This window comes from Actinoplanes sp. NPDC026670, assembly GCF_040638175.1.
In the GTDB taxonomy this organism is placed as follows: domain Bacteria; phylum Actinomycetota; class Actinomycetes; order Mycobacteriales; family Micromonosporaceae; genus Actinoplanes.
In genome coordinates, this window is the sequence record NZ_JBEZXU010000044.1 from 79,306 (window position 1) to 93,255 (window position 13,950).

Sequence of the window (13,950 nt, forward strand, 5' to 3'; positions counted from 1 at the left end):
TCCTTCTACAGGTAGTCGCGCTGTCCGCGCTTGCCGTCGAGATACTGCTCATGGGCCGCCCGGACCGTCTCCAGCCGGGAGGTCTCGGCGACCGGCACGTCCCACCAGGACTCGCTGCCCGGCGAGTCGACCATCGGGTCGGTGTCGACGTGCACGACCGTGACGCCGTCGGTCTCCCGCGCCTTGGCCAGCGCCTGCCGCAGCTCGTCGGCGGTGCCGGCCCGGAAGACGGTCGCGCCGAGGCTTGCCGCGTTGGTCGCCAGATCCACCGGCAGCGTGCTCCCGCCGAGACGTCCGTCCTGGTCGCGGTAGCGGTAGGCGGTTCCGAACCGCTGGGCGCCGACCGAGGCGGACAGCCGCCCGATCGAGGCATAACCGTGGTTCTGCACCAGAACCACGATCAACTTCACCTGTTCCTGTACGGCGGTGACGAGCTCCTGCGCCATCATGAGGTAGGAGCCGTCGCCGACCATGACGAAGACCTCGCGGTCCGGGGCGGCCAGTTTCACGCCCAGCCCGCCGGCGATCTCGTAGCCCATGCAGGAGAAGCCGTACTCGACGTGGTAGCCCTTCGGGTCTCGCGTGCGCCACAGTTTGTGCAGGTCACCGGGCATCGAGCCGGCGGCGCAGACGACCACGTCGCGGGGGCCGGCGGCCTCGTTGACGGCGCCGATCACCTCGGTCTGGGCCGGGAGCGGCTGGTTGCCCAGGTGGTAGGCGCGTTCCACGGTCGCGTCCCACTCGCTGTTCAGGGTCGCCGCCCTCGACTGGTACCCGGAGTCGGTCCGGTATCCGGCCAGCTGCTCGATCAGCGCCTCGATCGCGGCGCGGGCGTCGGCCACCACCGCCTCACCCGAGTGCTTGGCGGCATCGAAGGAGGCGATGTTTACGTTAACGAAGCGGACTGACGGGTCGGCGAACGCGCTGCGTGACGCCGTGGTGAAGTCGCTCCAGCGGGTGCCGATGCCGATCACCACGTCGGCGTCGCGGGCGAACTCGTTCGCGGCCACGGTTCCGGTGGCGCCCACCGCTCCGAGGGCGAGCGGGTGGTCGTACCGCATCGAGCCCTTGCCCGCCTGCGTCTCGGCGACCGGGATGCCGGTCGCTTCGGCGAGGGACCGCAGCGCGTCGGTCGCCTCCGAATAGATCACCCCGCCGCCGGCGATGATCAACGGGCGTTCGGCGCTTCTGATCAGCGCGACCGCGCGGGCCAGGGCGCCGGGTTCGGGCAGTGTCCGCGGCACGTGCCAGATCCGCTTGCGGAACAGCCGGTCCGGGAAGTCGTACGCCTCGGCCTGCACGTCCTGCGGCAACGCCAGGGTGACCGCGCCGGTCTCGGCCGGGTCGGTGAGCACCCGCATCGCGCCGAGCAGCGCCGAAGGCAGCTGCTGAGCCCGCCAGATCCGGTCGTAGAAGCGGGACACCGGCCGCAGCGTGTCGTTGACGCTGACGTCGAACCCGCGCGGGTCCTCCAGCTCCTGGAGGACCGGGTTGGCGACCCGGGTGGCGAACACGTCGCCCGGCAGCAGCAGCACCGGCAGCCGGTTGACGGTGGCCAGGGCGGCGCCGGTGACCATGTTGGTGGCGCCCGGCCCGATCGAGGTGGTGCAGGCCAGCGTCGACATCCGGTTGCGCATCCGGGCGAAACCGGCGGCCGCGTGGACCATGCCCTGCTCGTTGCGGCCCTGCCGGTAGGGCGCCGCGCCCGGGTCGGTCAGCTCGGCTTCGAGCAGCGCCTGGCCGAGGCCGGCGACGTTGCCGTGGCCGAAGATGCCGAACCAGCCCTCGATCAGCCGGTGCTCGACACCGTCACGTTCGGTGTGCTGGGCGGCCAGGAACCGCACGACGGCCTGCCCTACGGTGAGTCTCATCGGTCCTCCTTCTGGAAGGGCAGCCTCTCGTCGATCGCCTGGCCGGACCACGTGTCCCGGATCCAGGCGTGCTCCGGCTCGTCCTCGATCACCCAGGCCCGCTCGCCCGGCCCGGCCATCACGTTCAGGTAGTAGAGGTGGTAGCCGGGCGTGGCCATCGACGGCCCGTGCCAGCCGTTCGGGATCAACACCACGTCGCCGGTACGGACCTCCTGCACCCCGTCGGCGCGCTGGTAGGCGGGACCGCCCCCGGCCACCTCGAAGTAGTAGATCTCCTCCAGGTCGTCGTGCCGGTGCGGCGGATAGGACGACCAGTTGCCGCCGGGGGTGAGCACCTCGCAGGCGATGATCCGGTCGGCGTCCAGCACGTCGGTGGTGGCGAAGTTGTTGACCTGCCGGGAGCAGACACCCGCCCCGCGCAGCTCGATGCGCTGCTCGGCGACCGGGATGTGCCGGAACGGCAGCCGCTTCGTGGCCCGCGCGGTGGCCAGCGCGAACCGGCCGCCGTCGGTGCTGCGCAACGTCAGCGTGCTCTCGACCGGCACGTAGACCACGTCGGTCGGCCCGTCGAAGACGCTCGCCCGGCCGGTCAGCTCCGCCTTGTCGGTCTCGGTGGTGACCGTGGCGGCTCCGCTCAGCGGCACCACCACCACCTCGTCGGCGCCGGTGGACTGCTGGTACTCGTCGCCCGGGGCGAGCACCACGACCCGCAGGCCGCTGTAGCCCCAGCCCGCCGACTCCGGGGTCACGTCCAGCCGGATCACGCCGCCACCCCCGTCCGGACCAGCCGTACCGCGGCGTCCACCGCGGTCGCCACGTCGCCGTCCGGCGGGTACAGCAGCGCCCGGCCCACCATCAGACCCCGCACCCCGGGAACGGCAAGCGCTTTCCCCCACGACGCGTAGGTCTCCTCCGGGCTGCCCGCCGGATCACCGCCGAGCAGCAGCGCCGGCATCGTCGTCGCCGCCATCACCGCCTCCATGTCCTCGACGACGGGCAGTTTCAGCCAGGTGTACGCGCTGGTCCCGCCCAGTCCCGCGGCGATCGCCACGGAGCGGGCCACCGCCGCCGTGCTCAGGTCGTTGACCACCGAGCCGCTGCTGCCCCGCTTCGACAGGAACGGCTCGACCATCGCCAGGAGCCCGTGCGCGGCGAGCTCGTCGACGGCGCGGGCGCTGGCCTCCAGGGTCCGCACGCTGGCCGGGTCGTCCGGGTCGATCCGGACCAGCATCTTGCCGCCGTCGAACCGCATCCGGGCCACCGCCGCCGCGTCGTAGCCGGTGAACCTGTCGTCCAACTCGAACACCGCGCCCTGCAGGCCGCCCCGGTTCATCGAGCCGATCGCGATCTTGCCGTCCAGCTCGCCCAGCAGCAGCAGGTCCTCGAGGACGTCGGCGGTGCCGAGCACCCCGTCGACACCCGGACGGCGCAGCGCGGTCCGCAGCCGGCGCAGCAGCTCGTAGCGGTCGGCCATCGCGCCGCCGTCGCCGCGGACACCCAGCGCCCCGCGGGCCGGGTGGTCGGCGGCGACCAGCATCAGCCGGTCACCCGGGTCGGCCAGCAGCGGGCGGCGCACCCGGCGGGCGGCGGCCTCGGCGATCGCCTGCGGGCGGGTCGCGCGCAGGCCGCGCAGCTCGGCGAAGTCGTCGTCAGACACGTCCGGCCTCCATTACCTTCTCCACCTCGGCCGTGGTCGGCATGGCGGTGGAGCATTCGAGGCGGCTCGCGACGATGGCGCCGGCCGCGTTGGCGAAAGCGATGGTCCGGTCCAGGGGCCAGTCGTGGAGCAGGCCGTGGCACAGCGCGCCACCGAACCCGTCCCCGGCGCCCAGGCCGTTGACCACGTCGACTTCGGTGGGCGGTCTCGTCACGCTCTCCTTCGCGGTCTTGGCGAGCACCCCGGCCGGGCCCATCTTCACCACGGCGAGTTCGACACCGGCGGCGAGCAGGGCGTCGGCGGCGGCGTCCGGGTCGGTCTCGCCGACCGCGATCTCGCACTCGGTGAGGTTGCCGACGGCCACGCTGACGAGCGGCAGCGCCTCCTGGACGGCCGCGGTCGCCTCGGCCGGCGAGTCCCAGAACATCGGCCGGTAGTCGAGGTCCAGGACGGTCAGCGGGCGGCGGCCGCGGGCCCGCCAGGCGGCGTGGTGCGCGGAGTTGCTGGGATCCTGGGACAGGCCGGTGACGGTGGCCCAGAAGACGCCGGCGTCCCTGATCGCGTCCAGGTCCAGCTCGCCCGGCTGGATCATCAGGTCCGGGGCGGTCGGCTGGCGGTAGAAGTAGAGCGGGAAGTCGTCCGGCGGGAAGATCTCGCAGAACGTGACGGGCGTCGGCAGGCCGTCGACCGCTGAGACGAACCTGTCGTCGACACCCAGCTCGCCGAGCGCGCGGTGCACGTACTTCCCGAACGGGTCCCGGCCGACCCGGGTGATCACCGCGGTGCGGCGCCCGTGCCGTGCGGCGGCGACCGCGACGTTGGTCGCGCTGCCGCCGAGGAACTTGCCGAACGAGGTCACGTCCTCCAGGCCCACTCCGGTCTGCAAGGGGTAGATGTCGACACCGACACGTCCCATGGCTATGACCTCGAAGTCCCGCATCACACCTCCGATTACGGCAAGATGTCGCGAACGTTTCCGCCGCACGTGTGAGCAGCCTCTGCCGCCATGTTGATCACGTCAATAGTTTGTATTGACATTCTTCTGAACGCACTGACAAACTTCCGCGATTGTCACCGTTGAGGGGGTGCCACCGATGCCCATGCCACCTCTCGAGATCGACCGCACCAGCCCCGTACCCATCTACTTCCAGCTCGGCCGGCGCCTCGAAGAGGCCATCGACCGGGGCGAGCTCGTGCCGGGTGAACGCCTGCCCACCGAGATCGAGCTCGCTGAGACATTGGACATCTCCCGGCCCACCATCCGCCGGGCCATCGAAGAACTCGTCAGCAAAGGGCTGCTCACCCGCAAACGCGGCGTCGGCACCCGGGTCACCGACGTGCAGGTACGCCGGCGGGTCGCGCTGACCAGCCTGTACGACGACCTCGCGGCGGCCGGGCGGCAGCCGCAGACCACCGTGCTGCGCTTCGACCGCGACTGCGTGGACCGGCACGCCGCCCGGATGCTGGGGTTGCCCGCCACCGAACGGCTCGTGCACTGCGAACGGCTCCGGCTGGCCGACGGGGTGCCGCTCGCGGTGCTGCGCAACTGGCTGCCGCCCCGGTTCGCCGACCTGACCGTCGAGGCGCTCAACAACCGCAGCCTCTACCGGATGATGGCCGAGTGGAACGGGCGGCCGGCCGTCGCCAAGCAGCGGATCACGGCCAAGGCGGCGACGCCGGCCCAGGCCCGGCTGCTCGACATCGGGCAGCACACGCCGCTGATCAGCATGCAGCGCACGTCGTTCGACAGCACCGGCGCAACCGTCGAGTACTCCGACAACCTGTACCGAGCCGACCACTACGCCATCGAGGTGACCGTCTTCAACCGCTGACCCGGGCCGGCCGCGGGTCGCCGCCCGGTGCCAGGCCCGCCAGCCGTCGCTCACGGCGGGAAAGACGCCCGCGAAACCGCCGTGAGCGACGGCTCACGGTCCCTGAAACGGTCACCGCAACCCCAGCCGTCGCTCACCGCGGTACGGGCGCCCCCATAACCGCCGCCAGCGACGGCTCGCGGGCGGCAAGCGCGCGGGAATCGCACATTATTCGACACCGGGTGCCGGTGGGCTCCGGCCCGGTTGACAGGGCAATCGAATGTTGCGAGTGTGCGTCTGCTGTGTTTCTTGTTTGAACACGTTCCTTTCGGGGGCCACGCCATGTCATTGAAAGCTCGCGCTCTGCTGGGCACCCTACTCTTGACGCTTGGATCTGTGAACGTTCCCACATCGGCGGCCGCCGGACCCAAACCGGCCGCCTGCGCCACCACCGGGTCGGTCGACTTCGGGGTGGATCTGGCCGGGGACGGCTGGAAGTTCACCACCGGTGACGATCCGACGTGGTCGGATCCGGCCTTCGCGGACACCGCCTGGCGGGACTGGACCGTTCCCGACAACTGGGGCGCCCACACCGACCTCAGCGCGTACGACGGATTCGCCTGGTATCGCAAGACCTTCACGCTGCCGGCGCGACCGGACGGGGTCACCGACTCGGCCGTCGTCGCGGCGCTCGGCAAGATCGACGACGCGGATCAGGCGTTCCTCAACGGGCAGCCGATCGGGCGGACCGGGGGCTTCCCGCCCGAGTTCGACTCCACCTGGGAGGTGCCGCGTGAGTACTACCCGGCGGACGGCCTGCTGAAGTGGGGCGCCACCAACGTCATCGCGGTCCGGGTCTACGACGGAACCGGGGGCGGCGGCTTCTACCAGGGACCGGTCGGGCTCTACTCGAAGGCGCGGCTGCGGGCTCTGGCCGGTGAGGCCGGGTCGGCTGCCACCCGTACCCAATTGGCTCATGTCTGTGCCGTCCTGGACCGGCAGCATCGCGCCGTCGCCGCCGGAGACGTCCGCGGCTATGCCGCGACGCTCGACAAGGGGTTCTTCCACCAGGGCGACACCGCCGCCCGGCGGGTCGGCGATCTGCGGGACCTGCTGAAGGCCGGCCCGGTCACCCTGACCGACACGCAGGCGGAGGTGTACGTGGACAGCCGCGGCCGCCTCGTCGTCGACACCATCCGCACGTGGACCGGCCTGCCGCCGACCCGGGAGCTGCTGCACCTCGACCCGCGCCGGCCGGTCGAGCTCGGTGACCAGTCGAGGTTCTTCCGGGACGACTACGCCTCGGCGGCGATGGGGCGGCGCGCGCAGTTCAACGTGTACCTGCCGAAGGACTACACCCGGGCCGGGAAGCGGTTCCCGGTGGTGTACATGCTGAACGGGTTCAACGGCAGCAACATCGAGTGGGAGGCCCGCGACATCGACGCCGTCCTGGACGGGCTCGGCGTGGAGGCGATCGTGGTGTTCCCGGACGGTGGCAGCGGCTGGTACGTGGACACGTCGGCCGGGAAGTACCGGACGATGATCGTGGACGAGATCGTGCCGCTGGTCGACCGGGCGTACCGGACGATCGCCGACCGGGACCACCGCGGGATCAGCGGGGTGTCGATGGGCGGGCAGGGCGCGTTCACGCTCGGGCTGACCAACCCGGGGGTGTTCAGCTCGATCGCCAGCCACATGGGCGCGCTGAGCCTGCCGCCGCTGGTCGGCACGCCCGCCGAGCAGGCCGCGAACGCCGGGTTGCGCCCGCTGACGCTGGTCGCCGGGATGTCGGCGGCCGACCTGAGCCGGCACCGGTTCTACTTCGACGGCGGCGACTCCGACGAATACCGGTTCGGGGCGGCGGCGCAGCAGATGAGCACGGCGCTGGCCGCGAAGGGGGTCAGGCACGACTATCAGCTGGGCGCGGGGCGGCACGACGACGCGTACTGGATGCCGAAGCTGGACCGGTCGTTCGCGCTGCACGCGGAGCAGTTCGCGGCCCACCCGACCAGGCAGTGACCGCGGTCACAGTCCTGACCGAAATGAGGATTCCTCGCATCCGTGCGGCGGCACAGAATGCGGCATGGACTCGCCATTGACGACCATCGGGCTGCCGATCGCGCTCGGCATCATCATGCTCGGGCTCGGCCTGGGCCTCACCGTCGCCGACTTCCGCCGCGTCGTGCAGTTCCCGAAACCGGCCCTGATCGCCCTCGCCTGCCAGGCGCTGCTGCTGCCGGTGATCTGCTTCGGACTGGTCGTGGCGCTGGACCTGAAACCCGAGCTCGCCGTCGGGATGATGCTGCTCGCGGCATCACCCGGCGGCACCACGGCCAACCTGTACAGCCACCTGTTCGGCGGGCACGTGGCGCTCAACGTGACCCTGACCGCGGTCAACTCGGTCCTCGCGGTGGTCACCCTGCCGGTGATCGTGAACCTGTCGGCCGGCCACTTCCTCGCCGACGGGTCCTCGATCGGGCTCCAGTTCGACAAAGTGCTCCAGGTCTTCGCGATCGTGCTGGTCCCGGTCGCGATCGGGATGGCGGTGCGGGTGCTGCGCGAGGGGCTCGCCGAACGGCTCGCCCGCCCGGTCAAGATCCTCTCGGTGGTCGTCCTGGTCGCGGTGATCGCCGGGACACTGTTGAAGGAATGGGACAACATCGCCGACTACGTGGTCGCGGTAGGCGTTGCGGTCCTGGTCTTCAACATCATCAGCCTGATCATCGGGTACGGGGCCCCGCGCCTCGCCGGAGTCGGGCAGCGCGAGTCGATCGCGGCCGGCATGGAGATCGGCATCCACAACAGCACCCTGGCGATCACCGTGGCGGTCAGCCCGGCCCTGCTGAACAGCACCGAGATGGCGATCCCGGCCGCCGTCTACGGCATCGTCATGTTCTTCACCGCCGCCGCCTTCGGATACCTTGTCACCCGTCAGCGCACGACGGCGGCCAGCAGCGCCTGAGCATCGATCGGGGTGTGCCCTGGACGGTCTGTGGTGGATCGGCGGGTCGCCCTGTTCGGGCAAGAGCACCGTGGCCACGGAGATCGCCGCCGCCCGCGGGGTGGCGGTGTACTCCTGTGACGACGCCTTCGAGCGACACGCCGACGCCGGGCCGGTGCTGCGCAAGGTCACCACGATGGGCGTCGGCGAGCGACTGGCCCAGCCGGTCCGGACACAGGTCGACGACGTGTTCCAGCTGTACCGGGAGGAGTTCCCGCTGATCCTGGACGAACTCCGGGCAGCCGGCGAGGGCACCGTCGTCGAAGGCGCCGCGCTGCTGCCCGAGTCGCTCGCCGGCATCGGCGTGCCGCGGGAGCGGGCCGTGTGGATCGTGCCGACCGAGGAGTTCCAGCTCCGGCACCACCGGCGGCGGGCCTGGGCGCACGAGCTGCTGGCCGGGCTGGACCGCCCGGAGGAGGCGTTCGCCAGGTGGATGCGCCGGGATGCGGCCTTCGCACGGGCGATCGACGGCCAGGCACGTGACCTGGGCTACCGGGTGATCTTGGCCGACGGCCGCCCGATCACCGCAGTGGTGGCCGGGCTCCTGCGATCCGGGTGAGATCACGGGCCTACAGTCGGCGGCGACACGATGACGGGATCGGAGCAGGGTGATGCGAGCGGTTGTGGTGATCGCCGGGATGGGGCCGGTGGGCGCTCTGCTCGCTGCGCTGCTCGGCAGCCGCGGGGTGGACACCGTCGTCGTCGAGCCGCAGGAGACGCCCTATCCGAAACCCCGGGCGGCGGTGCTCGACACTGAGGCGATTCGTGGGCTGGCGCTGGTGCCGGGGCTGGGGCCGTTGACCGAGTGGGCCACCCCGGTGGCCCGCAACGGGGTGATCGGGGCGGATCAGCGGCCGCTGCTGATGATCGAGCAGACCGGGCTGGCGTACGGCTATCCCGGTCTGGTTCGTCTCGACCAGCCGAGACTCGAAGCCGGACTGCGAGCTGCCGCCCTCGCCACCGGATGTGTGCGGATCCTGGCCGGGCGCAGTGTCACGGGTGTCGAGCAGGACGCGGACCAGGCCGTCGCCCTGCTCGACGACGGGCAGCGGGTGGCCGGGCGGTGGCTGGTGGGCTGCGACGGCGCCGGGAGCACCGTGCGGGAGGCGGCCGGGATCGGGTTCGCCGGTACGACGTACCCCCAGCCCTGGTTGGTGGTCGACGCCGTAGGCGGCGAAGCCGAGGGCGGACCGAGCGTCGCCTTCGTCGCCGATGCGACGCGACCGTGCGTGGTGATGTCGCAGCCGGGCCGGTGGCGGTGGGAGTGGATGCTGCTCCCCGGCGAGGATCCGCGGACGATGACAGCCGACGAGGTCGTCCTCGGGATGGTCGGCGCCTGGACCGACCCGGCGGGACTGGAGATCGAACGGGCCACGGTGTTCACCTTCCACGCCCGGATGGCCGACCGGTGGCGGGCGGGCCGGGTGCTGCTGGCCGGGGACGCCGCGCACGCCCTGCCGCCGTTCGCCGGTGCCGGCCTGGGGATGGGCATCCGGGACGCGGTCACCCTCGCCTGGCGGCTCGGCGGCGACGGCACGACGCTCGACGGGTACGAGCGGGAGCGCCGGCCCGATGTCCGGAAGACCACGGCGCTGGCGCTGCGGATCGGCCGGATCGTGCAGAGCCGCAACCGTGCCGTCATGCGACTGACCCGGGCCGTGCTACGGGCGGTCGCGCTGCTTCCCGGGATCGAACGGGCCGGCGAGCGCTCACCCGTCGTCCGGCGGGCGCTGCCCAATCCTTCGGTACGGGTCGCCGACGGCCCGCCGACCCTGCTGGACCAGGTCATCGGATATCGGTGGGCCTACATCGGGCACGGCTGTGACCCGCGCGGGGTGGTCAGCGGCATCCCCGACGACGCGGTGCTGCTTGCCCTGGACCACCCCGATCCCGAGCCGGGCTGTCTGCCGATCACCGACCTGGACGGTCTGTTGGCGGGGCGGTCCGGGACCGTCACCGTGGCCCGCCCGGACCGGTTCCTGCACCCGACGATCAGGACGCCGGCCGCTCCGATCGGATGAATGTCGCACAACCCGTCCGCCACGGGTGTCCCGCCAGGGCCAACGTGGTGACCCGGGGTCGGGTTGAGGAGGCGATCGACATGGACGGTCCGGTCCGGGTCGAAACAGTCGGAGGCGGCCGGGTGGTCGTGACACTGACCGGATCGGTGCTGCTGGCCCGTCCGGCCGACGTGCTGCCGCAGGTCGAGCGGGCTCTGAAGGACGACGACACCACCGGTGTGGACGTCGACCTGGCCGAGGTCACCGCGCTGGACTCGTCCGGGGTGGCGCTGCTCATCCTGATCCGGCGCCTCACGGTCCGGGCCCGCACCGAGTTCCGGGTGCGCGACGCCCGCCCGGAGATCCTCCAGCACCTCAACCTGGTCGGTGTGAACGCCCTGCTCGGCCTGCCGGCGGCCGCCACACCGGACGACCGGGCCGCCGGGCCGCCCGCCCCGGCCACCGCTGTCGTCGTGCCGGTCTTCTCCGAGCCGTTCGATCTCCAGGGCGTCAAAGCGATCCGGGACCGGCTGTCCAGCTACGCCACCAGCTGCGGCCTGTCCGGATTCGATCACTACAAGCTGCTGCTCGCCGCGACCGAGATCATGGCGAACGTGGTGGTGCACGGCGGTGGGCACGGCACCATCGACGTCGAACGCCTCGCCGACCGGCTGCTCCTCCGGGTGACCGACCAGGGGCCCGGCATCCCCCGCCGCCGCCGGGTGGCCCGGCACCGCCCACGCCCCGGCCGGATCGGCGCCTCCGGGCTGTGGCTGGCCCGCCGGGTATGCGAACGCATCGACATCCAGTCCGGGCCGGGCGGCACCACCGTGCTGCTGACCTACGCGCTGTCCCCGCACGACGAGTAGAGCGGGCCGGGCAGCGTGGCGGACGTACCGGACCGGATCCCGGAAGCCAACGTGTCCGGGATGGATTTCCTGATGGCGGCCTACCGGGTGCTCGGGCAGTCGCTCAACCTGCAGCGCAACGCCCGCGCCGCGGTCTGCCTGCCGGTGCCCGTGCTGGCCGGCCTCGCGGCGCTGGTCGTCACGGTCGGCCCACGCCGGCTGCGCTGGTGGGCCCGGGACCCCCGGGTCGCGGCCGACGGGCCGGAACGGATGCCGGTCCGCGCTGCGGACATCACGCCGGGCGACCTTCCGGACTGGATCCGGATCGTCCTCGCCGACACCGACGGGCCCCGGGTGCGGGCCCTGGGCTCCGACGGATGGGCTCTGCCGGACGGCGGCAAACAGCATGGGCACGGCGCGGTCGTACGGCTGCCCTGCGACCATTTCCGCCCGGCTGTCCTGGTGCTGTTACGTGACCAGGACCGCGCACCCTTCGACGACGCCGAGCTGGGCCTCGCCGTCCAGTACGGCCAGGCGGTCGGCCGCGCTGTCACGGCCGCCCTGCTCTACCGGGATCAGGTGCAGGTCGCCGACGCCCTGCGCACCGCGCTACGGCCGGCGCCGCTGCCCGACGTCGCCGGGATCGAGCTGGCCACCGCGTACCGGCCGTCCCTCGAGGCGATGCACATCAGCGGCGACATCATGCACGTCGAGGCGCTCCCCGACGGCGGCGCCCTGTGTGTCGTCGGCGACGTGTGCGGCAAGGGCATCGACGCGGCGGTGGCCGGCGGGCGGCTGCGGCATTCGCTGCGGATCCTGCGCCGGGTCACCGGGGAGCCGCTGGAGATACTGACCGTGCTCAACAACGCCACCATCGACCTGAACGGCGAGACGTACACCCAGTTCAGCACGATCGTCGTCGGTTCGGTGCGGGCCGCCGCCGACGGGTCGGTGCTGCTGCGCCTGGCCGCCGGCGGCCACCTGCCGCCCCTGGTGATCCGCCGTTCGGGCGAGGTGGAGACGGTGCACATCGGCGGGATGATGCTCGGCGCCGACCCCAACGCGCAGTTCGCCGAGGCCGTGGTCTGGCTCCGGCCCGGCGAGACGTGCGTCGTCTACACCGACGGGGTGACCGAGGCCCGCGGCCCGGCCGGCGCGATGTTCGGCCAGGAACGCCTCACCGAACTCCTCGCCGGGTACGCCGGAATGCCCGCCGCCGTGGTGGCCGAACGGATCGAGCAGTCGGTGGTCGACTGGCTGGCCGAACCCGACCACGACGACATCGCGGTGCTCGTGCTGCGGGCGGTCCCGGCATGAACCCGGCCGCCCACCCCGAGTGCCCAGCCCTGCTGGGGTTCCTGCTGGCCGCCGACGAACCGGCCGCGATGCGGCTCACCGAGCGCGTCCTCGCCGCCGGCGCCACCCCGGAGGACGTGCTGCTGCGCCTGATCGCGCCGGTCCAGGCCCGGATCGGCGAACTGTGGGCGAGCAACTCGCTGTCCCCCGCCGACGAACACGTGGCCAGCTACATCTGCGAACGCATCGCCCTGTCCTGCGCCGGAACCGGCCGCCTGGACCGCCGCCCGGACCGTCTCGTGATCGCCTGCGCGGACGGCGAGTGGCACACCCTGCCGTCCCGGCTGCTCGCCGAGTGCCTGCGGCTGCGCGGCTACCCGGTGACCTTCCTGGGCGCCAGCGTCCCGGCCGCGCACCTGACGTCGTACCTGCAACAACACGAACCGGCGGCGGTGCTGATCAGCATCTCGCTGCCGGTCCGGCTGCCGTCCGCCCGCCGCTCGGTGCTGGCCGCCCGGCACGCCGGGGTGCCGGTCCTGGTCGGCGGCCGCGGCTTCGGCCCGACCGGCCGGTGGGCCCACCGCCTCGGCGCCGACGCGTGGGCCGCCGACGCGGTGTCGGCCGCCGCCGTGCTGGAGAACTGGCCGCCGCCGACGCTCCCGGCCGGCGGTCACCTCACCGACGACGAGCACACCCGCCTGGCCGCCGAGACCCCCGAGCTGGTGCTGAGCACGCTGTCGATCCTGGAACGCTGGTTCCCGCCGATGCGCGGCTACACCGTCCCGCAGCGGGAGTCGACAGCCGACGACCTGAACCACATCGCGGCGTTCCTGGCTGCCGCCGTCTACGTGGACGACGACACCCTGTTCACCGAATTCGTGTCCTGGCTGGCCGGCATCCTGACCACCCGGCAGGTCCCGGTGGCCGGCGTCGACCTGGTCCTGGAACACCTGCAGAAGACGCTGGACGGCCGCCCCCGAACCACCCGGATCCTGGCCGCCGGCCGCACCACCCTCCAGCACACGTAGCAAACCAGCCCGCGATCTCGTGAAGCTCGGCGAGACAGGCTTTTCAAGGATTCCGCCGTCTCCGGGGTCGATCCCTCTGCCGCGCGATGATTCGGCCGGCCTTCGTCCTGTCGTACCGGTCACGCAGGCGACTGGGACGCCGGGCCGGATTGTCACGCTCGCAGCGGATCCGGCCCCGGCCAGCCTCGCAGATCTTGCACGGTTCTCCACCTTCGCAGCGATCTTGCACGGTTCTTCATGTCTGGGTGTGGTTTGTCGTGCAAGGTCCACTACGTGGCGAAGACCTTGCAGCTTTCTTCCCGTCGGGACATGGAAAGGGCTGCAAGATCGGCGCGAGGGTGAACTCGACTTTCGCACTTTTGGGTGGTCGAGTGCGGGTGGCGGCGTGGCGTGGTGAGGTGATCTCGAAAGAGATGAAGCATCGGCGGTTCACTATCT

The 13,950-nt window shown here is 71.7% G+C and carries 13 protein-coding genes; 9 read left to right on the forward strand and 4 right to left on the reverse strand.

Annotated elements, in window-relative coordinates; genetic code table 11:
• Nucleotides 1–5: 5 nt before the first annotated feature.
• From iolD to iolC, 4 genes are read right to left on the reverse strand one after another with little or no spacing between them, the layout of a single operon-like run.
• Entirely contained in the window at nt 6–1,871 is a 1,866-nt protein-coding gene (gene iolD, locus AB0E94_RS34535) for a 3D-(3,5/4)-trihydroxycyclohexane-1,2-dione acylhydrolase (decyclizing) (protein WP_360335211.1), read from the reverse strand.
• A complete protein-coding gene (gene iolB / locus AB0E94_RS34540) occupies nt 1,868–2,635 on the reverse strand; it encodes a 5-deoxy-glucuronate isomerase (protein WP_360335213.1) in 768 nt (255 codons plus the stop codon). Before iolB ends, iolD begins: the two co-directional genes overlap by 4 nt.
• On the reverse strand, nt 2,632–3,528 hold the full coding sequence (locus tag AB0E94_RS34545; RefSeq protein WP_360335215.1) for an aldolase: 897 nt from the start codon (nt 3,526–3,528) through the stop codon (nt 2,632–2,634). The genes iolB and AB0E94_RS34545 overlap by 4 nt, the downstream gene beginning before the upstream one ends.
• Nucleotides 3,521–4,468 (reverse strand): 5-dehydro-2-deoxygluconokinase, encoded by a 948-nt coding sequence (gene iolC / locus AB0E94_RS34550; RefSeq protein WP_360335217.1) that lies wholly within the window; start codon nt 4,466–4,468, stop codon nt 3,521–3,523. The genes AB0E94_RS34545 and iolC overlap by 8 nt, the downstream gene beginning before the upstream one ends.
• 154 nt (nt 4,469–4,622) lie before the next feature.
• Between iolC and AB0E94_RS34555 the strand changes: the two genes are divergently transcribed.
• The 9 genes from AB0E94_RS34555 to AB0E94_RS34595 form a co-directional block, all read left to right on the forward strand.
• A complete protein-coding gene (locus tag AB0E94_RS34555; RefSeq protein ID WP_360335219.1) occupies nt 4,623–5,360 on the forward strand; it encodes a GntR family transcriptional regulator in 738 nt (245 codons plus the stop codon).
• Nucleotides 5,361–5,735: 375 nt separating this feature from the next.
• Nucleotides 5,736–7,358, forward strand: coding sequence for an alpha/beta hydrolase-fold protein (locus AB0E94_RS34560; protein ID WP_360335221.1), 1,623 nt, complete (start codon nt 5,736–5,738; stop codon nt 7,356–7,358).
• A 64-nt stretch (nt 7,359–7,422) separates the two neighbouring features.
• Entirely contained in the window at nt 7,423–8,301 is an 879-nt protein-coding gene (locus AB0E94_RS34565) for a bile acid:sodium symporter family protein (protein WP_360335223.1), read from the forward strand.
• A gap of 70 nt (nt 8,302–8,371) precedes the next feature.
• Nucleotides 8,372–8,899 carry a hypothetical protein gene (locus tag AB0E94_RS34570; RefSeq protein WP_360335225.1) on the forward strand — a complete coding sequence of 176 codons (528 nt, stop codon included), beginning with the start codon at nt 8,372–8,374 and terminating at the stop codon, nt 8,897–8,899.
• A 52-nt stretch (nt 8,900–8,951) separates the two neighbouring features.
• Nucleotides 8,952–10,361: an FAD-dependent monooxygenase gene (locus AB0E94_RS34575; RefSeq protein WP_360335226.1), complete on the forward strand. Its 1,410-nt coding sequence runs from the start codon at nt 8,952–8,954 to the stop codon at nt 10,359–10,361.
• Nucleotides 10,362–10,441: 80 nt separating this feature from the next.
• Nucleotides 10,442–11,209: an ATP-binding protein gene (locus AB0E94_RS34580; protein WP_360335228.1), complete on the forward strand. Its 768-nt coding sequence runs from the start codon at nt 10,442–10,444 to the stop codon at nt 11,207–11,209.
• A 60-nt stretch (nt 11,210–11,269) separates the two neighbouring features.
• Nucleotides 11,270–12,505 (forward strand): PP2C family protein-serine/threonine phosphatase, encoded by a 1,236-nt coding sequence (locus AB0E94_RS34585; RefSeq protein WP_360335230.1) that lies wholly within the window; start codon nt 11,270–11,272, stop codon nt 12,503–12,505.
• On the forward strand, nt 12,502–13,512 hold the full coding sequence (locus tag AB0E94_RS34590; protein WP_360335232.1) for a cobalamin B12-binding domain-containing protein: 1,011 nt from the start codon (nt 12,502–12,504) through the stop codon (nt 13,510–13,512). Before AB0E94_RS34585 ends, AB0E94_RS34590 begins: the two co-directional genes overlap by 4 nt.
• 245 nt (nt 13,513–13,757) lie before the next feature.
• Nucleotides 13,758–13,950: hypothetical protein (locus AB0E94_RS34595; protein ID WP_360335234.1), on the forward strand; the 193-nt coding region annotated here is incomplete at its 3' end.